The sequence below is a fragment of the Parasedimentitalea nitratireducens genome (assembly GCF_057444295.1).
The window spans coordinates 24,822-48,085 of record NZ_JBYAXC010000008.1; the positions used below are offsets into that span (position 1 = coordinate 24,822).

Sequence of the window (23,264 nt, forward strand, 5' to 3'; positions counted from 1 at the left end):
GACGCCTTGCACTGCTTGTTGGTGCAAAACGTTTCGCCCAATCCATCTTTGTCAGGGAGAATGACTCAATTTGCCAAAACCATCTCCGAAGCTACAGGGGCGCAGGCGACGAGCATCTGGTCGCTAGACACAAACCTTAATCAGTTGAACCTCAGCGCGAGATATTCGGACAATAGGACCAATTGTAACCCCGGCTCTGTTATCCATTTCGATAGCGACGGTGAAGTTTTGAAAGTCTTGAGATCTAAGAAAATAGTCGCAATCAATAATATTGATGAACCAGTCGGACCACTTGCTGCCATTGCAGAGGTATTTCAACAAACGGGTGCCAACGCAGTCTTATGCTGTCCGCTGTTCGATAACGACGATCTTTTAGGCGTACTTATTGTTCAGCACGCGCCTGCATCTCATGTTTGGACGGACAGTGAGAAGCGGTTTGCCGAGGCGGCGGTCAGTTTGATTTCAATGGCGATGGTGCAGTCAACCAATGAGTCAGAAAATAGAGCAACCACGAACCACAAATTGCGATTAGGGTTGTTTGCGCGGATGGCAGATGATCGACTCTGGGAAACTGACGATGCGCATAACGTCGTATCAGTAGTGAGTGGCACAACCATCCTTGCACCGGAAGAGACTACTCTGATTGGACGCAGACCATGGGACGTTCCAACACGCCAACCGCTTCGAGGCGGATGGGGGCCGATTAAACGGTCTATGGAGAACCATGAAGTGCTCAAGGACCTGATTTTGATCGACACCAACTTGGACGGCACAAAGAGCTATCGGGAAGCAAGTGGCGAGCCTCAGTTTGATCAAAATGGATTGTTTACCGGCTACATTGGCGTCACTCGCGATGTCACCAACAAAATGGCCCGCGAAGCAGAGTTGCAAGCGACGGAACAAAGGTACCGAAATGCCATCCGTCTGGCCTGTCTAGGCCACTGGGTCTGGGACCGTGATAAAGACTGCTGTACGTATTGCTCTCCTGAAATGGCGGATATTTTTGGGGTAACGGTCGAGGAATATGTCGCGCGAACGAACTCTTTTGAGCAAGATCAAAAATGGTACCACCCTGATGATCGGGCAGAATATGTAGCAGCTCTTGAAAATGCCTGCGCCACCGATTCAGGATGGACCATTTCCACGCGTATCATCCGAGATGACGGCAGTATTCGGCACCTCAAACAATGGGCTGAACCGGGTTATGACAGTACCGGCCGTCTCACATCTACACTTGGTGTATTAATGGACGTGACGGATCAGATCGATTTGGGTGAAAAGCTGCGCATTAGCCGATCCAAACTTTCGAATTTGGTCGATAATTTGCCAGGCGCTTTGTTCAGAGTAAAGCTTGATGAGAAATGGTCAGCTGTGTATCGCAGCCAAGGTTTTTATCGCCATTTTGTTGATCCTTCCAGCAGCGCAAATGGCTGGGATGAGCTTGGCGAAGACAACTGGATTCTTCAGGTCGAGAAGGCAGATCGAAAACGTGTCAGGCAGGTTGTTGAGGCGGCCGTCGCCGCTGGCAGCACCTACGAAGTGGAATATAGCATAACAACCGTCAATGGCGACAAACGGTGGGTGTGGGAACGCGGCAATCCGGTCACATCTCTTTCAGGTGAGATCGAGATCGAAGGGATTATGATCGACGCCACAGACAAACGGCGCGCTGAGGAGGCCCTTATTAAATCGCAGCGCGGCGAAGCTATCGGTCAAATGACCGGCGGAGTAGCCCATGATTTCAACAACTTACTTGCCATAATACTGGGAAACTTAGAGCTTGTTCGTGATGACATCTCAGATGTCGAATTGAGGAAAATGCTGGATGCCAGTATTTCCGCAGCCACCCGCGGCGCCGATCTGACGCGTAATATGTTGGCCTTTGCCCGACAGGCAAAACTGGAACCAACAAAGCTGAACCTGAATGAAGTTGTTCGAAACGCCCAAAACTGGATCGGACGAACTTTACCTACGAATATCGAGGTTAACACCCAATTAGACGTTGACTTATGGAGCACTCAGGCAGACCTCAGTTCGACAGAAAGCGTGTTGCTCAACCTTATCATCAACGCCCGAGATGCGATGCAGCAAGGCGGAGAACTGACAATTGAAACCAAAAATTTGGTAGTTGATGCCCAAATGGTTCAAAATCAGCACGAAGATATTGATCAAGGTGATTACGTCACGATCGCCGTCAGTGATACGGGCCACGGAATTCCCAAAAAACTGTTGAAACAGATTTTTGAACCATTCTTTACTACCAAGGCGCCAGGTGCGGGATCGGGACTAGGGCTCTCAATGATCTATGGGTTCATTCGCCAATCAGGGGGCACTGTTCGAGTGTATAGCGAAGAAGGTGTTGGCACGACCTTCAAACTGTTTTTCAGAGCATTGCCCCAAGACCAACAAGCTGAAGACCAAAGCACTATCGCAGGACAACCCATGACACCCAGTTGTGCCCGTATTCTGATCGCTGAAGATGAAAGCGGAGTTCTTGCAGTTCTCGTCTCAGTCCTGCGCAAGGCTGGTTATAAAGTTACTGCCTGCGGCTCTGGAGACGCGGCCAAAGCAGTGTTTGAGGCCGATCCAAATTTCGACTTGCTGATCACTGATGTAGTTATGCCCGGCAGATTGCTTGGTCCAAACCTTGTTGAAGAACTACGTGTCATTCGGCCGGATCTTCCTGCGATTTTTCTGACCGGCTACGCCGCTGAGACCACGATTCACGGAAATGAGCTGCACCCAGAGGATATCAGGCTGATGAAACCGATCAGGAGGGCCGAACTGCTTGCAAGTATTTCCAAAGTTTTGCAAGCGCGGGACGCAAAAGGCGAAACGTCATTGTCCGGAAAGTCCAAAGCTTAGTCCGTAGTCTCCACATGACAGTATCACCAATTTCTAATAGTCGCCATTGGTGTAAACCGCAGCGAAGGTCTGGAACCCGCCCCCTCCTTCAAGCAGCCCTGCTCTTTGAGTGATCGTAACCAACTTCTAGGCAGCATCTCCATAAAGACTTCCAAAGATCAGCCACAATCTACACCACCCCACTTTAGCGTTATCTCAAAGTACCATAAGTTTACTTTATGAAGCCAGAAACCCACCGTTGTTCAAATCCTCAATTCTGTCCCACAGGTGTTAACGTCAGACATTAGAACTCAAAAGGCAATTGAGCTTGAACATGCACCACAGTGAAACAGATTAAAGTACAGTAAAAGTTAGGGATCGCAGAATGTTGCACTTTCTTCGAGCCGCCACTGTAGTTGTGCTTCTTGCTTTCAGCTTCCTGGGTGGGGCTTCGTCATACGCTGCCGACGGCAATCAGAGGATCCGGATTTCGGGCGCCGTTGCGGTTGAGCAGGGCCAGCGTGTCACCATAACGGATATCGAGAATGTCGGCATGGTCGAGCTGGAGGCTTTTACTCCCCAAGACGAGACAATACACCAATACGCCAAACGCTCTCTTAGTTTTGGCAATGCTTGGACCCGGAAAACCTGAAGATGGACGTGGTTAAAAGCCAATGCAGATAGTTTATTTTCCCCAGGGGCAGAGAGCTTGCACTTGTCGGAGACCAAGGTCATTCAGTGTTTTTATGTTGTCCAAATAAATATTCTCGGGGTCCGAAACGTGAGCGAGGACTTTGGTCATCTGCTCCTGACGCAGAAGATGTATGGTTGGATAGGGGGAGCGATTGGTAAAGTGGCTGAGATCGTCTGCAGCCACACCCTCAAACTGATATTGAGGATGAAATGAGGCTAATTGAACGTGCTCTATCAGTTCTGCTTTCTCCAACAGCTGCTGAAACCAATCGAGCAAGTCGAGGTAATCCTCGAAGTCTTCCACTCCTTGGGTAAACATGAGCAAGCTCGTGGCAACGTCATTTTCGTTGGTCCCGAGCAAGCGCTGTAATTCACTCACAAAAAACTGAGTTAGTTGCGCATCGGAGGTGGCATCACATATGGCATAATGGACTTGGTCTCGGGCTATGACGCTCGAGGAAAATGGGCAAAGATTTAATCCTACTACCATTTGATCAAGCCATCGACGGGTGTTTTTAACCACGTCTTGATGAGCGAGAGATAGCGTTTGTGGGGCGAACTTATTGATGCGATAGATCCTTTCTTACTTGACCCGCTTAAACCATGTTTCACCCCTATTTCCAATTTGTTTGCAGAAGCCAAACCCATCGGCTCGGTGCAGTCAGTGTCAAACCATCCTTCGCGTATGGCGAACGGCCCTTACCGGTCATTTGTGCAAGACGGGGTGGAGGACCGGTGGCAGCCCACAGGAGAAATTCGGTTAGACAACCAGTCGCGCAAGTCATGATCCCATTTTCACCGGTTTTATACTAGACCATGTTGGTCGCAATTGATGCAACACCATGTCGGCATAACAGACGAAGCGGCGGGGCAGTCACAGCGGTTTGCTTTGGCTGTGGGAAGGTTTTCTGTTGAAGTGAGCCTATTTAATCCGAATTTGGTCGCCGATCTATCAAGCTGATCTCTGAAACACTTGAGCCGGTTATCGGGTCGCGACAGGAATTTCCTCTCTATAGTCGTAAAATCCACGTTTGACCTTGCGGCCAAGCCAACCGGCTTCGACATACTTGACCAACAATGGGCAGGGACGGTATTTCGTGTCGGCCAGCCCTTCGTGCAGCACATTCATAATCGCAAGGCAGGTGTCTAGCCCGATGAAATCAGCCAGTTCTAAGGGGCCCATCGGATGTCCTGCTCCGAGCTTCATGGCTTGGTCGATGCTGTCCACAGTGCCAACGCCTTCGTACAACGTGTAAACGGCTTCGTTGATCATCGGCATTAGAAGTCGATTGACGATAAAGGCTGGGTAGTCCTCAGCCGAGGCGGCGGTTTTTCCAAGCTTATGAACCACACCAAGACAGGCGCGATAGGTTGCGTCATTTGTAGCGATGCCACGGATCAGTTCGACCAGTTGCATCACGGGCACGGGGTTCATGAAGTGAAACCCCATGAATTGTTCCGACCTATCGGTGCGCGAAGCCAAACGAGTGATCGAAATTGATGAGGTGTTGGATGTCAAAATCGTGTTCTCAGAAAGTGAGGGGGTCAGCGCGTCAAAAATCTTGTTTTTGATGCCCTCGTCTTCCGTTGCGGCCTCGATCACCAAATCGGTCTTTGCAACTTCCTCTAGCGCCAAGGTGGTGGCGATGCGTGCCAATGCGCCATCACGTTCGGACGCGCTGATCATTGCCCGGCTTACTTGACGCTCAAGGTTGTTCTCTATCACATCAATTGCCTTGTTTAGAGCGCTTTTTGACATGTCGTTTAGGCGCACATCATAGCCCGCCAGAGCCATCACATGTGCGATACCGTTGCCCATTTGCCCGGCACCAATGACACCCACCGATTTGATCTCCATCTAAACCATCCTCGCTATTCGTAAACTTTGGGCGTCCCGGCGGCATGACACCGCCGGGTTCGGTTTGTGTTATTCAGCAGGTTCAGTTGCTGGCATTGATTGAGTTTTGATACGCTGACCGTCGCGGTAGATGGCCTTGATAAGCGACAGGCCCATCAGTGCCATGACTACGGAAAAGGGCAGCGCGCCGATCACCATAGCGGTCTGGATTGCCCCCAAGCCGCCGATCATCAAGAGTGCGCCAACTACCAGCGCCAAGGCGACACCCCAAAACAAGATATGTGGCCGAGCCTTGGGACCTTCGTCGCCGGCTGCATTGATCGTATTGATAATCAGAACCGCACTATCGGCAGTGGTCACCAGATAGGTAAGCAGCAGGACCACTACAACGATTGAGAAAAGCCATGTCATTGCTGGGTCAAGCAAAATTGCCAACGTTGCAAACAGCTGATCGGAAATAACGGTGCCAATGATACTGCCATTGGCTTGGCCGGATAGTTCCAAATCAATTGCCGTGCCGCCAACAAGGGCAAACCAGACAAAACACATGATGCTGGGGGTCAACATTGCGCCAAACACGTACTCCCGGATCGTACGCCCCTTGGAGATCCGTGCCAAAAACAGGCCAACAAAGGGGGCAAATGCAATCCACCAAGCCCAATAGAAGATGGTCCATCCGCCCTGCCAGCTTTGCAAAGCCTTGCCTGTTTCTGTGCCATCATCGGTCCAGACTGTGAACAATACGGCGGGCAGATTGATCAGGTAGTCCCAGATGCCAAGCACCAAGGTTTGAAAGCCAAAAAACGTCGAGCCGAACAACACAAAGAACGCCAAAAGGAAAAAGCTGAGCCCCATATTGATATTGGACAGCCATTTGATGCCTTTGCCGACACCGGACAAAGCCGACAGGGTTGAGGCCCCCATGATCACCAGAAGTGCAAATAGGATTGCTGCGGTAGAAGGATCTCCGTTGGCGGTTAACAACCAATCACCCACTCCAATCCGGTGCAGTCCGGCAACAAACTGATTAACGCCAAAACCAAGGGTTTGAGCCACTCCCAATACGGTGGCGACCACCGCAACAACATCGACCAGGTGGCCAACTTTCCCAGACAGCCGAGCCCCAAAAAGCGGTGCCAGAGCGGAGCGGATGGTCAGTGGCAACCCGCGTCGGTACGAAAAATAGGCCAGCGCCAGCCCTGTCAGGGCGTAAGAAGCCCAAGCGTTAAGTCCCCAATGATTAAACGACCAAACATAAGCAGAACGGACAGCTTCGGCAGACTGTGCCTCAGCGCCGCCCATGATGATGGTTGGATTGTTCTGGAAATGGTAGATCGGTTCACCTGTGGCATAGGTCAACATGCCGATCCCGATTCCCGCACCAAACATCATGGAAAACCAAGAGAAATTGGAAAACTCAGGGCGGTCATCTTCGTGACCAAGCCGTAGCCTTCCCGCAGCAGGCCACAAGGCCAGTGCTGTGCAGACGATGACAAAAAATGCCATCACATAGACATACCAAAAATTGAAGGACGCCAGGATGACCCCGTTCAGCGCACTCAGCACAGAGGATGCATTGTTTGGGAATGCAACAGCCCAGAGCACCAAGGCGCCCACAAGCAGTTTTGCGGTGATGGTCACATCGCGGCTAAAACCGCTGCAAAATCCGCTTTCTACTGTTTAGATCGGTAGATCGGTTAAAGGTGGCTTGATTGACATTTACTCCTCCTGTTTTGTCAAATTTTGCGGCTGTGAGGTCCATGCGACGAGCATCGCCGTAGCCCTCAGGGGCTAAGCGAGTCAGCGGTGAAAATCGCAGGTTGGAAGCTGGGATAGTGAAGGGGGTCACCCCCAGAGGATGCAGACCAAAGGGGGCGAGGCTTTATGTAAAAGGGCTACATTGCAGCGAGCTTACCTTTTTCAGGTTTTCCGGTCGGCGTCCGCGGCATTTCATCTAAAACAACAAATTCTCGGGGCACCATGAATTTGGCCATTGTGTCGAGGCAGTGCTGCCGCAGGGTGTCTTCGTCGACGGCTTGCCCCTCCTTGAAGGTGATGAACGCCCTTATATCTTCCTCTCCCATTTCCGCGGGTACGGCGATGACGGCGCAATCGGCCAAGGCAGGATGGGCCAGCACGGCTTCTTCAACTTCAAAACCAGACACCATTTCCCCTTTGACGCGGATACGTTCGCTGACCCGGTGCATGAAATAGAACCGCCCCTCTTGGTCCATCCGACCAATGTCACCAGTTTGGAACCAAAGGTTTTTGCGGCTGTCCAACGTCCGTTCGGGCATGCCAAAATACCCATCTGCCATAACCCCGGGCTCACGCGAGCGCACGGCGACATGGCCTGCTTCGCCTGCTGGAACCACCTCGCCGTCGTCGTCCTGAATTTCGATCTCGAAATGTGGCAAGACAATTGCACCGGGATGATCCCACTGTGGAACAGCAACCCAACCCGCGTCGGTTGATCCATATCCGCCTCCAGGGATCAGATGCAGATTGAACCGCGCATCAAAGTCCGCCTTTGGAACGGGGGCCGGGGTTGACCAGCAGCGCGTAATTTTGTGGGACTTTTCCAATTCGGATGGGGGCTGTGACCAAAGCAACTGCTGGACCGACCCTAGCATCATCACCCAGGTGACCCGGTGTTCGTTCACTTCTGGCCAGAAATTAGACAGGCTGAAACGCTCGCGCAGGATCACCCTGCCCCCGGTCATCATGGTCGGTAGAATGTCGTAATAGGCAGCGCCGATATGAGACAATGGATAGGGCGAGTAGACACAATCATCCGCAGTAACACGGAACGGGCCGATCATGTTCTCCGCCGTCCGCACCGCATAACGGTGCGACAACATACAGCCTTTGGAAACGCCGGTTGTTCCCGAGGTGAACAGGATTGTTGCGGTGTCTGTGTCCTTGGACTTTGCCACAATATGACTGGTTTCCTCTGCCCGCAGTTGCTCAAGTGACATCACCTGAAGGTCAGGAAACAAGGCTTGCGCCTCCACATCGCCGTCCAGCATGACCAAGGTACGCAAACTGGTCAGATCATCCCGCACCTCGTCCAGCGCAGTCAAATGGGCTTTCGAAGTGAACAACACCGGCGCTGCAGTTTGGTCAATCATCCGCGCCAACGGAGCACCACGCATGGCCCTGTTTACGGAGACTTCGATCACATCGATCTTCTTCAACGCGTAGGTCAGGGCAAGATAGTCAATGCTGTTTTCCAACAGAATTACAGCATAATCTAGAGATTGGGGAAGATGCGCCCTGATGCCATGAGCCAACCGGTTTGTCCGTGCTTCAAATTGTGCGTAGGTGACAGTCTCACCGCTTTCTATTGATGTGATGAACGGGCGTTGGTCAAACCGCACTGCGCATTTATGCTGTAAATCGCCCAAGGTTATTTTCTGTGACATGGTGAATCTCGGATCATGGAACATCTGAAAATTAGTCCTAAGGGCTGGTCACGCGCCTAAATAGGTGGATAATTCTTATAGAATCATAACCTGAGAATTATGCTATGTGGCGGTCCATCCCAAGTTGGCAAAACCTGAAACTACTGGATGCGGTGGTGCGACATCGTTCGATGACACGTGCAGCTTCAGAGCTTGGTATTTCTCAGGCCGCGGTCAGCCAGGCGATCCGCCAGTTGGAAGATTTTGTTCAAGCGCCGCTGTTAGACCGGTCAACACGGCCGATGTCATTGACCAAGCAAGGGGAGACCCTGCACTACCATAGCACCGAAGGTCTGCGGCAACTGGCAGAAACGGTTGATACTTTGCGCCGAGCAGCCAAGTCTGACCAGGCGCTTACTGTGTCCTGCAATTTGGGATTTGCCACTTATTGGCTTATGCCCAGACTGAATAAATTCGGGGAGCAAAACCCGGATATAGCGATCAACGTAATGGCCACCTACCAGGGGGCCGCCGGGTTTGAGGCCGGCGCAGATGTGGCGATCAGATTTGGCGATGGGAACTGGTCTGACGGTGGATGGAAATTGTTGTTTACCGAGACCATCGTGCCCGTGTGTTCGCCAAGCTTTCTGAAGCAAAATGGTCCGTTGGAGGGCATGGAGGCATTGCAGCGCCAACGGCTCATTGACGTTTCAACCCCCAACACCGACTGGCCCAGTTGGCAGCGATATTTTGAAGGCAGTGAGCTGTGCCGCCAAGTGCCATCCTGCAGCTTGAAATTTGGCAATTATGTTCAGGCCGTCCAGGCAGCATTGAGCGGTGACGGCATCATGTTAGGCTGGCGGGCAGTTGTGGAAGACTTGCTGGCAACAGGGCAATTGGTGCCTGCGGCTGAGTTGCCCATCCATCTGGAAGAAGGATTTTACTACAAGGCCGGCAAGTTGGCAGAAACCAAGGCTGAGGTCAGGTTCTTTCTTGAGTGGCTGCAGAAGACAACGTCGTGACATTGGGCTGCCTCTATGGGTCTAATTCTGAACTCAAAGGCGGTTTGGATCGGAAAGGTTGATCCAGTTTTATTGATGTTTGCGTCGACCAACACCGCCCCACACGCCACTGGTAAATTGGTTGCCGTGAACGCTTGAGCTTTGCCGCATCCCTGATCTGCCGCTAACTGTTATGACAACGCGGTCGTGATTGCCGTCAACAAATCGACCCGCGAAACTGGCTTCGTCAAGAAGATGTCTTTTGCGCCCGAACGGGTGTTTTGGTCAGTTGCTTCGTTCTCATAGCCGGACATGAAAATAACGGGAAGATCGGGAGCAGTTTCACGAACTGCGCGGCTCAAAGCGCGCCCTTTTAGTCTGCCTGGCATCATAATATCTGTCAACAAAAGGTCGAATCTTGGATCAGCCTTAAACAGAGCAAGCGCCTCGTCACCAGTTTTGGTGGATGCCACGCAGTAACCCACTTTTTCAAGCGTTTGCACCAGTATTGACAGAACCATTTCATCATCTTCGACAACGAGTATATCCCGCTCATTGCCCTGGAAGCTTTCTATCGGGATGGTGTTTTCCACCGGGTGGTCGTCTTCGTCTTGGTAGGCCTTGAAGTAGAGATTGAACGTCGTACCTACGCCAGGTTCCGAATTGACCAGCACGGTACCGCCAGATTGCTGCATAAAACCAAATACCATTGACAGACCCAGGCCTGTTCCTTTGTCTGGTGCCTTGGTTGTAAAGAACGGCTCAAAAATACGATCGAGCACATCGGCCTGAATGCCATGTCCCGTGTCACTGACCGCCGATATAACATATTGACCGGGAGACATTTTTCTCTGGTGCACATCAAGGCAACCTTCGCACAGCTGCACATTCTTCGTTTCAATGGTCAGCTTACCACCTTCGGGCATGGCATCGCGGGCGTTCACCAGTAGGTTCAATAGTGCGCTTTCGGTTGAACTGACATCAACCATGATGGGGCTTAACTCTTCCGACAGTGATGTTTTGATTTCAATATTCGATGGCAAGGTGCGCCCGGCCCAATTGCGAGTTTCCTTCACCAACTCGTTGAGATCAATCACGCTGGGGTCCAGGCTAGCTTTGCTGGCAAATGCTAACATGCTGCGTGTCAAATCGGCACCCCGCTGGGCAGCGGTAAGGCTATTGTCTATCAGCGCCAGGTGCCCTTCGTCCGTTTCCTCGTCGCGCAACAATTCAAGGCTGAACATGAGAGCTGCCAACAGGTTGTTAAAATCATGTGCAATGCCGCCAGTGAGTTGTCCGATGCTGTCGAGTTTTTGGGCGCGATCTGCTATCTCTTTTTGCGCTTGGATTTGTTTTTGAGCAAGAACGTCAGTTGTGACATCCGCGACAAATCCATCAGTCATAATGCTGCCACATGCTTACACGTCGTTTTATCCTGGGTGCCTTGAGCGCTGCAACCCTGACCGTACCCGCCTCGCTGGCGAGTGCAGCAGACGAGTTAAATATCCCGCTGGTTTCCAAAGGATTCCAGCACCAGTTCTGGCAGGCGGTAAAATCCGGCGCTCCAGAAACTCTCCAACAATGGTCCCCAAAAACCGTTGGCAAGGGTACGCAGCTCTTCCGCGAACACCTATTCCCGACACGAGTGCTCCGCTCCCCTATGATGCGCGGCTGCCCAACATGCCTGCGCGAGCAAGAAAATGCTGCTCTGAACCAAATGGCCATGCAAGGGCATTGGCTGGTCCCTCACGTTTCTATGTGCCTTAAACACGGCGTGCCGTTGGTACCCTTATGGCGCGGCTCTAAAGTGACCACTCGGTTCGACTCTGCCCCTCGCCTTGCGGAAGTGGCTCCCAAGATCCTTTCTGGAGAGTTGGATGAGGCGCCGCGTAAACCCTTCGGCTTTGACCTCTGAATTGAGGACCGTCTGGCAGGCAACGAAACACAAGAGGCTTGGCTCGACCAGCACCCGTTACACGCTGCCAGCAACTTTTTGTCGTTGCCTTGGCGCTGCGCGCCTGCGGCTTGAGGGCATCCCCTTATCTCGGACAACTCCCTCAGATCGGCCGATACTCTATGAGATGGGGTTTCAAGTTGCACGCAAAGGGGAAGACGCAGTCTTGCAAACCTTGGAAGAACTGCAACGTAAACCCGGATCACCACAGGACGGCGCCAAAGCAATCTTTCCGCTTCTCTACGAACGCTTGGCCTATGATCACCTCCATGATCCTAACTACGCGCCATTCCAGACCATCTTGCGCAAGCATATGGAGGCGACTTGGCCGCTGGGACCAGGGGACGATTTACTGGGACAGCCAATAGAGGCACGGCGCTTACATTCAGTACGCACTGCCGCGCTAAACTATGGCATCGACCAACGAAGACTTCGCAAAGCGCTAGCTGCAAAGCAAATAGTCCCAACAGCGGACAAGGGGCTTCCAGACGCTTGGGAGGTATTTGACGCCAAGGCGGTCGCCCCCGTGCTGAACGAGTTATCACGGCTGGTCGATGCCAAAGAAATGGCAGCCGCAATCAATGCCACACGATCCCAGTTCGATTTACTGGTTACGGATGGAGTTCTCAAACCAGACTTGGAAACAACAAGCATCAAAGCTGTCTGGAGCCCATCGCACGGCCAAGAGTTTCTCGACAGTGTTTTAGTTGGCGCTCAACAGTTACGGCAGGCACAACACGGTTGGGAGCATATCTCAAAATCCGCTCAGCGCCTCAAAACCGGTCCAGGCGAAATCATCAAGGCCATTCAAGACGGTCGGATCACCCGCGTTGGCAACAGAATGGGATCGGAGGGCTACGCCGCCATCCACGTGTACTATGACGACGTTGCCGCCGTTTTGCGCCCAGATCCACCCGACGCAAAGAATGTCGAGGTGTTTGCCAAATCAGTGGGGATCAACCAACCTTCCAATCTGACACGGTTGATCAACGACGGCCACGTTCAGACTACCACCATGCAGAACCCGATAACCAAGGCAAAGCAGCTGTACTTCACACCGGATGACGAGATCGCCTTCCACGTGCGCTTCCTAACCCCAAAAACACTCGCCAAGGTGTTCGGGCAGTCCTGGCAGAAGCTGACAGGCCAACTTCGCGCTGCCTCGGTCAAACCCTTTTCTCCAGAAGGTCAATGCTATGGCAACGTATATCTCAGATCAGATGCGGAAAGAGTCCTTAGTTAAAGCTCTGAACAATTGGAACAAAAAACGGCGCAGGAATAATCCTGCGCCGTTTCTTTTTGTTGGAATGTCTCGTCATCTCAGCGATCCGGAAGACCTATGGTGTGAATTCTGGAAAAGCTATGAGGTAACTGACATCTTTAAGGCCTAAGCCCTTAACCACACTTAGAATGCCCACAACTGCGGCAGGTCATACAGCCCTCAACCATCTGCATGTCAAACTGACCGCAGCTTGGGCAGGCTTTGCCACGCGGCGTGCCTAAGTTCACGACCTCGGCAGTTGGGTCAGATTTCAGCCCCATGCCTTCGCCTTCGATAAATCCTGTGTTGATCATATGGGTTTCAATCACGCCACCAATCGCCGCCAGGATCGACGGGATGTATTTGCCCTGCACCCAGGCGCCGCCACGTGGATCAAACACCGCCTTTAGCTCTTCGACCACAAAGGACACATCACCACCACGACGGAACACCGCCGAAATCATCCGGGTCAGTGCCAGCGTCCAGGCGTAGTGCTCCATATTCTTGGAATTGATGAAGACCTCAAATGGGCGACGATGGCCGTTCAACAGGATATCGTTGATGGTCAGGTAAATCGCGTGCTCGGAATCCGGCCATTTCAGCTTGTAGGTATGCCCCTCCAGGCTTTGCGGGCGGTCCAGCGGCTCCGACATGTAGACGACCTCGGCGCCATTGCTGACATGCGGCGCATCAGCGGTTTCACCCGGCGCCTTGTCCGAGTCTTCCGACACGGTCAGAACCGAGCCGGTCACATCATTGGGACGATAGGTGGTGCAGCCTTTACAGCCCTGATCCCAGGCCTGCATGTAGACCTCTTTGAATTCATCGAACGAAATGTCTTCGGGGCAGTTGATAGTCTTGGAAATCGAGCTGTCGATCCACTTCTGCGCAGCGGCCTGCATCTTGACGTGATCGGCCGGGGCCAGTGTCTGAGCGTTGACAAAATAGCCCGGCAGCTTGGCATCCGCGCCATATTTCTCACGGTACATCTGCACCGCGTAATCCACCACTTCCTCTTCGGTGCGGCTGCCGTCCTTTTGCAGAACTTTGCGGGTATAGGCGTAGGCAAACACTGGTTCGATGCCCGAGGACACATTGCCTGCGTACAATGAAATGGTGCCGGTAGGCGCGATCGAGGTCAGCAACGCGTTGCGGATACCGTGCTCACGGATAGCCTCACGCACATCGTCGTCCATGTTCATCATGTTGCCCGACGATAGATACGCCTCGGCATCAAACAACGGAAACGGGCCTTTTTCCTTGGCCAAATCCACTGACGCCAGATAGGCGGCGCGGGCGATCGCTTTGAACCAAGCTTCGGTCTGACGCGCCGCCTCGTCTGACCCATAGCGCAGGCCCAGCATCAGCAATGCATCAGCCAGACCGGTCACACCCAGTCCAATCCGACGCTTGGCTTGTGCCTCCGCCTGCTGTTCCGGCAGCGGGAATTTTGACGCATCCACCACATTGTCCATCATCCGGACCGCGGTGGTGACCAGATCCTGCATGACACTTTCGTCCATGGCAGCATCGCTTTCAAACGGATTAGCAACCAGACGTGCCAAATTGATCGAGCCCAGCAGGCAAGCCCCATAGGGTGGCAACGGCTGCTCACCACAGGGATTGGTCGCCGCGATCTGTTCCACATACGACAGGTTGTTGGCTTTGTTGATCCGGTCGATGAAAATCACACCCGGTTCGGCATAGTCATAGGTCGCCTGCATGATCTTGTTCCACAGATCACGGGCCTGCACAGTTTGATAAACCTTGTCACCAAACTTCAACTCAAACGAACCGTCGGCCTTGACCGCATCCATGAAATCATCAGTGATCAACACCGACATATTGAACATACGCAGGCGTGCCGAGTCGGATTTGGCGGTGATGAAGTCTTCGATATCCGGGTGATCGCAGCGCATAGTGGCCATCATCGCCCCACGACGCGATCCCGCCGACATGATGGTGCGGCACATGGCATCCCAAACATCCATGAACGACAGCGGGCCAGAGGCATCCGCAGCCACGCCTTTGACATCGGCGCCACGAGGACGAATGGTCGAGAAATCGTAGCCGATGCCCCCACCCTGCTGCATGGTCAGCGCCGCCTCTTTGAGCATATCAAAAATGCCGGCCATGCTGTCGGGAACTGTGCCCATCACGAAACAGTTGAACAGCGTCACTTGACGCGCGGTGCCCGCCCCCGCAGTGATCCGTCCAGCTGGCAGATATTTGAAATCGTCCAACGCACTGTAGAACTTGTCTTCCCAAGCATCAGGCTGCTTTTCCACCCGCGCCAGATCGCGCGCGATTCGCCGCCAGCTGTCTTCAACGGTTGCATCAATTGGGGTGCCATCCGCTTGCTTAAAGCGGTATTTCATATCCCAAATTTGCTCGGCGATGGGGGCAGCAAAGCGGCTCATAATGTTGGTTTCCTTGAATCGAGAGGCGTCGTGACTAGAAGCCTCGATACTTAGGTGTGAAGAATTCCTCAACGATGAACTTACGTTATCCCGTGTTTTTTTTGAGAGTGTACCACAATACCTTGTTTCCGAACAGACTTGAGATACAATATAAGGTCTTAGCTCTGGACGACTCTGTGGAGAACTTGTGGGTAACTGTAGTGCAAGACTACACATTCAGAGTTTTGATTTTTTGTTCCGCTATAGATCTAATAAAATCGCCAGCGGCCTTAGAACCACTTTGAGATAGCCATTAAAATTTGATTTGGTGAAAACTCAAGAAAATACAGAACCAACGAGAATACTACGACGCAGAGTAGAGGGCTCAGATAGTGCAAGATAGCGATTGAAAGAACGCTTCTCCAGTCGCCGCTCACACTTAGTGAGCTACGAAGCCCCTGCGCATTTAGAGTTACTACGTCTCGCTTTTTCTTTTGTTCGTCTTCCATAGACGGTTTCCTTGAATCATGAGGCGTCGTGAGTGGTAACATCGATACGACACGCGTCTTGTAACCCTCAACGATGAACTTGCGTCATCCTGTGTTTTTTTTGAGAAAGTACCACAATACCTTGTTTCCGAATACACCTGGGATACAATATAAGGTCTTAACTCTGGACGACTCTGTGGACTACCGGTGGATAACTTTGTGAACTTGATCAAGCTGTCGGTAGGCAGCGAAAGTGTTGAAACGCTGATGGCCTGGCAAGAATCGCGCCGCGCTCAATCCAGCGATGGATTGGCGCGTCATGTGACCCGCATGTGGCCCAAGCGCGAACCCGAAATTATCGCTGGAGGATCAATCTATTGGGTGATCAAAGGCAGTATCCAATGCCGCCAGCGTATCCTGCGCTTTGACGAAGTAATCGGCGAAGACGGCATCCGCCGCTGTGCCTTTGTGCTGGACCCGCAGGTCGTTCGAACCCAAGCCGCCCTTCGGCGCCCATTCCAGGGTTGGCGTTATCTCAAACCTACGGACAGCCCGCCCGACCTGCGTGAGGGCCAATCACAACAGGACACCCTGCCGCCTGAATTGAATCAGGCATTGGCGGAAATCGGAGTGCTTTGACGAGCAATGCTCAAAGCTCCCCAGGAAGACGATCAAAAGAGTTGTTTAGTGACTAAGCCTATTGCCGACACAATTGCCGAACTGAAGGATCTGTTACATCAGATATTTGCTCAGCTGGACATTGAAGACGGGCAAGACGGTGCATTCATAATCGGGCCAGCGCCATCAAATCCACAGCTCAAATCTTGGCAACCTGCGCATCCATGCATTTTCTACGTCGGCCTCACTGCCAAAGGTCTCGAAGCCGCCGAAGCGGAGAGCGAACGTTACATTCCAGAGCCCTACAAAGAGTTCCTCCGCCAGACAAACGGTGGTTTTTTATTGGGTGTTTCACTGCATGGAACAATTGGTGGATTTGTCGATAGATCCGGCATCGGAATTGGCCAGCCTGTCAGCCTTCTCTATCAAAATGCCCTCGAACGTCCCTATTACATACCAACCGGCCATCTGGGAATTGGAGTTATTAATGGCGATTGGTATTCACAGGGACATCTCTATTTGACATCAACAGGCGAAGTAGAGCTGTACCATTCCCATTCTCCTTAATCGGTACGCGATGGAACACACTACAAGACTTCTTAGCCGAAGAGATAAAGCGCCGGTTATCCTTTTACGATGATCAAGGTGCACGAATAGACGGTGTGAAATTGCTACCAGGCGATACCGAGAACTGGGAACAGTTGTCTAAGGAAATCAAAGAAAAAATGCGGGCAAAAAACAGTTGGTTTCAGCGCGCATTCAAAAAGCTAAGATAGGCGTTTACAGCCAGGGCAAGTCAACGCCCTGACCAACAGTCCCACTCATATCTATCAGGCCTCACCACGCAGCAGCGCCAACAGCTGCTTCAGTGTCTCTTTTTCCTCACCTGAAACAGCCGCAACCCGACTGCGCCACAGCGTGGCCTGAGATTTCAACACCGGGCCGTCACTCAGGATCTTGAGGTGGTTGGCACGCAGGGTTTCCCCGGTTGAGGTAATATCAGCCACCATCTCGGCGGTTTCGTTCTTGACCGTGCCTTCGGTTGCACCCTGGCTATCCACCAGCTGATAATCCGCAACCCCACCGTCCGTCAGGAACTCTCGCACCAGCCGGTGATACTTGGTGGCAATCCGCATGCGGTGCCCATGGCGGGCACGAAAGGCTGTCGCCACAGCGTCCAGATCATCGACGCTGTCCACATCAATCCAGCACTGCGGCACCGCCAGGATCAGATCCGCCTGACCAAAACCCATCGCCTCGACCTGCTCAACCTGCTGTTCCCAACGCGGCAGTTTCTCGTGCACCAGATCGGTGCCGGTCACACCCAGATGGATACGCCCAGCCGCTAATTCACGTGGGATCTCTCCAGCAGACAACAGGACAAGTTCAACCCCATCCACGCCATCAACCCGGCCGGCATATTCTCGGTCAGACCCGGTGCGCGACAGTGAAACTCCGCGCTTGTCAAACCAGTTAAAGGTCTTCTCCATCAGCCGCCCCTTGGACGGCACTCCCAGCTTCAGGCTCATGATTGGGACTCCTCAAGCATCAGCATCAGGTCGGGGCGCAACACGCCACCTACGGCTGGGATTTCAGTCCCCTGCCCCAACTGCCGGGTCAGCGCATCATAGCGCCCGCCACCGGCAATCGGCGGCAAGTCAGGACGCGCTTCGGCGTAAAAGCCAAAGACAAACCCGTCATAGTATTCCATCGATGTGCGGCCGTAAGAGGCTTCAAAATCGAGGTCATCAACTGAAACTCCACGCGCCGTCAGCGCCGCTGCACGGGCTTCCAACCGTTTCAGCGCCGGAAGAATTGCTGGCAGATCAACCGCAATGTCACGCATCTGTTCCAAAGCAAAGGGCACCGTTTCTCGCACCGCCATCAGGGCTTCCAATGCCAACAATTCCTTCTCGACAATGGGGGCCAAGGCCGCATCTTCACGCAATGCTTCGATCCGCTCATCAATCTCGGCACGGCTGCGCTTACCGATTTCAACGGCTGAGCCGGTCAGCACACCATCTGCCGACAACAAAGCCTGCCGTGACGCAGGCACCGCTGTCCGATGCGCGTATCGATCCAACAAGGCGCGGAACCGCTTGGGCCGCCAGATATGACGCATCAACGCTGCCTTGCGCCGATCCGAGGTATTCAAACCCTGCACCGCCGCCATCAAGATACCAATGTCCCCTGTCGCCGCCCGCAGGTTCAGATCCCGAACCTGCAGCGCAAACAAGGCAAACACTTCGGCATCCGCTGCGGCAGGGTTGTCGCGATCAAAAACCTCGTATCCGACTTGCACATATTCGTTGGATCGGTCCGGGTCCATTTCCTGACGCCGGAACACTTCGCCCGAATAGGTATAGCGCGCAGGCTCGGCCCCATCACGCATATGCATCTGCACCACCGGCACCGTGAAGTCTGGGCGCAGCATCTGCTCGCCACGCAGCGCATCTGTGGTGACATAGGCACGGGCACGGATGTCTTCTCCATACAAGTCCAACAAGGTGCCAGCCGGTTGCAGCAGTGGCGGGTCAACAACTCGGCCACCAGCCGCCTCAAACCCCATCCGCAGCCGGGCTGCGCGGGTCTGAATATCAGAACGGTTTGGCATCACTGATCCTGCCCATCCAGAATTTCACGCACCTTGGCTACCAGTTGGTCACGCGGCACCTCAAACTGGCTGGGACGTTCTTTCCACTCTTCCAACGTTGCGCTCTCGGCAATCTTGGCGCCCAGGATCAGATCCTTGATCTGCACCATGCCTTTTTCCTTCTCGTCCCCGCCTTCAATCACAGCAATCGGAGAGTTCCGCTTGTCCGCATATTTCAGCTGATTGCCAAAATTCTTGGGGTTGCCCAGATAAACCTCGGCCCGGATGCCCGCATTGCGCAGCTCGGCCACCATCGCCTGATAATCCGCCATGCGCTTCTTATCCATAACAGTGATCACAACCGGCCCCTTAGGATCGGCGGTAATTCGACCCTTCTCGCGAAGCGCCGCCAGTAGTCGGTCGACACCAATGGATAGGCCTGTGGCAGGCACTTCCTGCCCAGTAAAGCGTTTGACCAAGTCGTCATAACGACCACCACCCGCAACTGACCCAAACTGACGTTTACGGCCCTTGTTGTCGAGGATTTCAAAGGTCAGTTCGGCCTCGTAGACCGGGCCGGTGTAATAGCCCAGGCCACGTACCACCGAAGGATCGATCTCAATCCGGTCCGACCCATAACCTCCCGCTGCCAGCAATTCGCCGATCTGTTCCAGCTCGGCAATGCCTTCGGCACCCACCTTGCTGTCACCAACTGCAGCGCGCAGATTGTCCAGCGTGCCAGCCGCATCCGCAGCCTTGGAGGTCAAGAAAGCAAGAACTGGTTCGGCCTGTTCATCAGACAGTTCAACGCCATCGATATACGCACCCGAAGCATCCAGCCGCCCTTTGGTCAGCAACTGGCGCACACCAGCCTCACCCACCTTGTCGAACTTATCGATGGTCCGCAGCACGTCGTCGCGTTTGGGATCATCAGCAGCAAGGCCCATAGCCTCAAGCACGCCATTCAGAACCTTGCGGTTGTTGACCCGCACCAGATAATCACCGCGCGGAATTCCAACAGTTTCCAGCACGTCAGACAGCATCATGCAAATCTCGGCATCAGCCGCCATCGACGCAGTGCCAACGGTATCCGCATCACACTGATAAAACTGGCGATAACGCCCGGGTCCCGGCTTCTCGTTGCGCCAGACCGGCCCCATCGCAAAACGACGATAAGGTGTCGGCAGGTCATTGCGGTGCTGCGCATAAACCCGCGCCAACGGCGCGGTCAGGTCATAGCGCAGCGCCATCCAGTCGCCGTTGTCCTTTTCGTCAAATTCCTGCCAAGCAAACACGCCTTCATTGGGGCGATCCACATCCGGCAAAAACTTGCCCAGCGCCTCAACCGTTTCCACGGCTGCACTTTCCAGCGCTTCAAACCCATAGCGATGATAGACCCCGGCAATCGCATGCAGCATCTCGGTGCGCTGAGTAACTTCAGCTCCGAAATAGTCACGGAAACCCTTTGGCGTCTGGGCCTTGGGGCGTGGGGCTTTCTTTTGCTTAGCCATGGATCGTGGTCCCTTTGGGAGTGTTGTCGCCCGGCGGTCTAGCCGATGCATGTAACAGGAGCAAGGTATTGGCCACGCCCAACCGTTGCCCTACCGACATTTCCCGCCTATGACACCACCACCATCCGCAGGAGAGCCCCATGCAAAATCTCGAAGAACAAATCGCCCATCTGACCCGCACGGTCGAGGACATGAGCGATGTGGTGGCCAAGCAACAAACCGAAATCGCTACCCTGACCCGCCGCGTACAGATGCTCATGCAACGCGAGGCAGGCCGTGATCAGGACGCAGGCGGCAGCGCCACCTTTGGCAACGAACGCCCCCCGCATTATTGATCCACCGCATACTGACAGCTCCGGTGTTCATTTACAGGCACAGCCGCTAAGCTCTTTCCATATTGTTTAGGAATTTGGGCAGGCCCATGACACGCTGTATTATGCTGGACGTCGACGGTGTCATCGTGACCGGGCGTCCGCAAGACGGACAATACTGGAGCACCGATCTTGAGGCCGACCTTGGCATTTCAATGCAAGACCTGTCGCAGGTGCTTTTTGCCCCACACTGGCACGCCATCGTCACTGGCCAGCAAGACCTGATCGAAACACTTGAACAATGCCTGCCCCTGATCTCTCAAACCCTGACCGCTACTGACCTGATGTCCTACTGGTTCTCAATGGATGCGTGTCTTGATCAGCAGCTGCTCTCTAATGTCGCGCGGCTCAGATCCCAAGGCACCCCAGTCTATCTTGCCACCAACCAAGATCACCACCGCGCACGATACTTGATGAACCAACTCGGCCTGCGCCAGCATGTGGATGGCATGATCTACTCGGCCCAGATCGGTGCCAAGAAACCAGACCCGGCGTTTTACAGGGCTGCTGAACAGATCACCGGCCATGCGCCACAAAACATGGTCCTGATCGACGATACTCCCGACAATGTCGACGCAGCGATCAACGCAGGGTGGAAAGCCGTACACTGGACTGCAGGGTGCAGCCTGTTAGATTTGCTTGAAGCCTAGAAGGCACTGGACGCTCTACGACGTAACCACTGTACCACCGTTGCGTCGGCCCCGTTCAGCGGGAAGGCTAGAGGTGGCATACCCCGTTCGTCAAAACTCCTGCTTCACCGGCAGCCCATCATTCAGCTCTATCCAAGGCATCTGGTGGGACACAAAAACGTGCCCCGTCGGCTTAGCAACCCCGGGGTCATCTAAAGTTGGTGCCAAAACCCCGACCTGACCCGGCCAACCTTTTTCTGCGACATAAGTCAAGGACGTGCCGCAATCGCTACAAAACCCCCGCTCAACTCCCGGTGACGTTTCACAGGTCTTGATATGCCCCTTTGTCACGTTGAAGTTATCGGTTTTGAGACCAATCCAAGTGGTAAATCCGGCGCCGGTTGCACGCTGGCATGATCTACAGTGACAATGGGATGACCAGTCCGGGTCGCCTCTGAGTTCAAAGCGGATAGCCCCGCACAGGCATCCACCTCTATGATTGTCCGCCATGATGATTTTTCCCTACAACCCCTGCAATAGGAGTGTAGCACACCGAAACTACTCTTCAAATAAACACACGCCAAGCCCCCAGCCTAGGCTAGCCACATCCCTTTGAACTTTCCGGTATTGGTGAACTCACCTCAAACGCGTAGTCTAGTCGAAATTATCTGCTGTTTGAGGGCGTATTGCAAAGACTGATTATTACTGGAGCAAACGGAGCTGGAAAAAGTCACCTTGCAGTGAGGCTGGCAAAACTGCGGCCCGATGTCCCCATCATCTCGTTCGATGCGATTAAGCTCCAGACAGGATGGCAACAGCGACCTCGGTCAGAAGTCATTTCAGCGTTAGACAAGAAACTAAAGCGCAAGACTTGGATTTTAGAAGGCGGTCCCAGCCTTTTGCCACACGCCATCGCCAAGGCAGATGGACTGGTCTGGCTGGATCCTCCTGAGCTGGTCAGAGCCTGGCGACTAGCCGCACGGCCATGGCGGTTCCTCGGCAGAACGCGACCAGAGTTGCCGTCGGGAAACATTGACTGGCCAATACAACAATATCGGTTTGCGCTGCGCAGCCTAAGACAAAGATCCAGATTTCGATCTGAGATCAGCGACGTTTTTCGCAGATGTGATCACCTTGAGAAATGGTACTGTCGAGACTCCTCCTAGCAAACACGCAATCTATTTGAATTTTCCACCGTGAACCTTGATATTCTGAGCAATCACAAAAGGTAAAATAAGCCGACAGAAAGCCAGATTTGCCAAAAATACAAAAAGAGCACCGGCCAGCAACACCTTCTGTACAAAGATGTCGTTCAAAGGTGGGAAATCTGGCAGGAAAGAAACCAATCCAATTTCAACAGCCGCACCGACAACAAATGCATATACAGCTGCGACGACAGAGACGATCCAGTAGTCAGTAGAGTTCAAATTCTGCCCGCCTTGCTTTGCATATAACTGCGCAGAAAGTACAACTGACAACATAAAGGCCAAGGAGGAATTGGGGAGGCTGATATTGAAATCCAACGTGGCCTTAACCACAATTATCACAACATATATTGCTGGAAAAACAGCAGCAAATTTCTTCAAATACTCTTTCACTTCTAGTCCCTTCTATCGTGGTCGGGGTTTACTGCCCCGACC

At 53.2% G+C, this 23,264-nt stretch carries 20 protein-coding genes; 9 read left to right on the plus strand and 11 right to left on the minus strand.

Translation table 11 applies throughout. The features are described 5' to 3' along the window. Positions 1-60 precede the first annotated feature (60 nt). Positions 61-2,865, plus strand: coding sequence for a PAS domain-containing protein (locus AC2T28_RS18985; protein WP_486750219.1), 2,805 nt, complete (start codon positions 61-63; stop codon positions 2,863-2,865). 364 nt (positions 2,866-3,229) lie between these two features. Then, positions 3,230-3,496, plus strand: coding sequence for a hypothetical protein (locus tag AC2T28_RS18990; RefSeq protein ID WP_486750220.1), 267 nt, complete (start codon positions 3,230-3,232; stop codon positions 3,494-3,496). 33 nt (positions 3,497-3,529) lie between these two features. Here AC2T28_RS18990 and AC2T28_RS18995 read toward each other — a convergent pair whose 3' ends face one another. The 4 genes from AC2T28_RS18995 to AC2T28_RS19010 form a co-directional block, all read right to left on the minus strand. Further along, complete coding sequence (locus tag AC2T28_RS18995) at positions 3,530-4,060, minus strand: DUF1415 domain-containing protein (protein ID WP_486750221.1); 531 nt, start codon at positions 4,058-4,060, stop codon at positions 3,530-3,532. A gap of 459 nt (positions 4,061-4,519) precedes the next feature. Next, on the minus strand, positions 4,520-5,395 hold the full coding sequence (locus AC2T28_RS19000; protein WP_486750222.1) for a 3-hydroxybutyryl-CoA dehydrogenase: 876 nt from the start codon (positions 5,393-5,395) through the stop codon (positions 4,520-4,522). Between the two features lie 69 nt (positions 5,396-5,464). After that, positions 5,465-7,036: a BCCT family transporter gene (locus tag AC2T28_RS19005; protein ID WP_486750223.1), complete on the minus strand. Its 1,572-nt coding sequence runs from the start codon at positions 7,034-7,036 to the stop codon at positions 5,465-5,467. Positions 7,037-7,290: 254 nt separating this feature from the next. Continuing rightward, the gene (locus tag AC2T28_RS19010) at positions 7,291-8,820 is read right to left on the minus strand and encodes an AMP-binding protein (RefSeq protein WP_486750224.1); all 1,530 of its coding nucleotides are present in this window, start codon (positions 8,818-8,820) and stop codon (positions 7,291-7,293) included. Positions 8,821-8,924: 104 nt separating this feature from the next. Between AC2T28_RS19010 and AC2T28_RS19015 the strand changes: the two genes are divergently transcribed. Beyond that, positions 8,925-9,821, plus strand: coding sequence for a LysR substrate-binding domain-containing protein (locus AC2T28_RS19015; RefSeq protein ID WP_486750225.1), 897 nt, complete (start codon positions 8,925-8,927; stop codon positions 9,819-9,821). Positions 9,822-9,991: 170 nt separating this feature from the next. Here the strand turns inward: AC2T28_RS19015 and AC2T28_RS19020 are convergent, their stop codons facing one another. After that, a complete protein-coding gene (locus AC2T28_RS19020) occupies positions 9,992-11,203 on the minus strand; it encodes a response regulator (RefSeq protein WP_486750226.1) in 1,212 nt (403 codons plus the stop codon). A gap of 11 nt (positions 11,204-11,214) precedes the next feature. Here AC2T28_RS19020 and AC2T28_RS19025 point away from each other — a divergent pair, with 11 nt between their 5' ends. Next, the gene (locus AC2T28_RS19025) at positions 11,215-11,715 is read left to right on the plus strand and encodes a TniQ family protein (RefSeq protein WP_486750227.1); all 501 of its coding nucleotides are present in this window, start codon (positions 11,215-11,217) and stop codon (positions 11,713-11,715) included. A 166-nt stretch (positions 11,716-11,881) separates the two neighbouring features. Beyond that, positions 11,882-12,997 carry a hypothetical protein gene (locus tag AC2T28_RS19030; protein ID WP_486750228.1) on the plus strand — a complete coding sequence of 372 codons (1,116 nt, stop codon included), beginning with the start codon at positions 11,882-11,884 and terminating at the stop codon, positions 12,995-12,997. 152 nt (positions 12,998-13,149) lie between these two features. Here the strand turns inward: AC2T28_RS19030 and AC2T28_RS19035 are convergent, their stop codons facing one another. After that, positions 13,150-15,435 carry an adenosylcobalamin-dependent ribonucleoside-diphosphate reductase gene (locus AC2T28_RS19035; protein WP_486750229.1) on the minus strand — a complete coding sequence of 762 codons (2,286 nt, stop codon included), beginning with the start codon at positions 15,433-15,435 and terminating at the stop codon, positions 13,150-13,152. 674 nt (positions 15,436-16,109) lie between these two features. On the opposite strand from AC2T28_RS19035, the gene AC2T28_RS19040 reads away from it, so the two are divergent. Next, a complete protein-coding gene (locus tag AC2T28_RS19040) occupies positions 16,110-16,541 on the plus strand; it encodes a DUF1489 family protein (RefSeq protein WP_486750230.1) in 432 nt (143 codons plus the stop codon). 6 nt (positions 16,542-16,547) lie between these two features. Beyond that, a complete protein-coding gene (locus AC2T28_RS19045) occupies positions 16,548-17,087 on the plus strand; it encodes an SMI1/KNR4 family protein (RefSeq protein ID WP_486750231.1) in 540 nt (179 codons plus the stop codon). Positions 17,088-17,350: 263 nt separating this feature from the next. Here AC2T28_RS19045 and hisG read toward each other — a convergent pair whose 3' ends face one another. The 3 genes from hisG to hisS are packed head-to-tail and all read right to left on the minus strand — an operon-like array spanning position 17,351 to position 20,624. After that, on the minus strand, positions 17,351-18,049 hold the full coding sequence (hisG, locus tag AC2T28_RS19050; protein ID WP_486750232.1) for an ATP phosphoribosyltransferase: 699 nt from the start codon (positions 18,047-18,049) through the stop codon (positions 17,351-17,353). Continuing rightward, positions 18,046-19,134: an ATP phosphoribosyltransferase regulatory subunit gene (locus AC2T28_RS19055; protein ID WP_486750233.1), complete on the minus strand. Its 1,089-nt coding sequence runs from the start codon at positions 19,132-19,134 to the stop codon at positions 18,046-18,048. Before AC2T28_RS19055 ends, hisG begins: the two co-directional genes overlap by 4 nt. Further along, positions 19,134-20,624, minus strand: a complete 1,491-nt coding sequence (hisS, locus tag AC2T28_RS19060; RefSeq protein WP_486750234.1) for a histidine--tRNA ligase — start codon at positions 20,622-20,624, stop codon at positions 19,134-19,136. Before hisS ends, AC2T28_RS19055 begins: the two co-directional genes overlap by 1 nt. 140 nt (positions 20,625-20,764) lie before the next feature. On the opposite strand from hisS, the gene AC2T28_RS19065 reads away from it, so the two are divergent. Beyond that, positions 20,765-20,959, plus strand: a complete 195-nt coding sequence (locus tag AC2T28_RS19065; RefSeq protein ID WP_486750235.1) for a SlyX family protein — start codon at positions 20,765-20,767, stop codon at positions 20,957-20,959. A gap of 86 nt (positions 20,960-21,045) precedes the next feature. Beyond that, positions 21,046-21,645, plus strand: coding sequence for an HAD family hydrolase (locus AC2T28_RS19070; protein ID WP_486750236.1), 600 nt, complete (start codon positions 21,046-21,048; stop codon positions 21,643-21,645). Between the two features lie 90 nt (positions 21,646-21,735). On the opposite strand, the gene AC2T28_RS19075 is transcribed toward AC2T28_RS19070, so the two are convergent. Both AC2T28_RS19075 and AC2T28_RS19080 read right to left on the minus strand, forming a co-directional pair. After that, a complete protein-coding gene (locus AC2T28_RS19075) occupies positions 21,736-22,134 on the minus strand; it encodes a GFA family protein (RefSeq protein WP_486750237.1) in 399 nt (132 codons plus the stop codon). Between the two features lie 668 nt (positions 22,135-22,802). Continuing rightward, the gene (locus tag AC2T28_RS19080) at positions 22,803-23,222 is read right to left on the minus strand and encodes an ABZJ_00895 family protein (RefSeq protein ID WP_486750238.1); all 420 of its coding nucleotides are present in this window, start codon (positions 23,220-23,222) and stop codon (positions 22,803-22,805) included. Positions 23,223-23,264 lie beyond the last annotated feature (42 nt).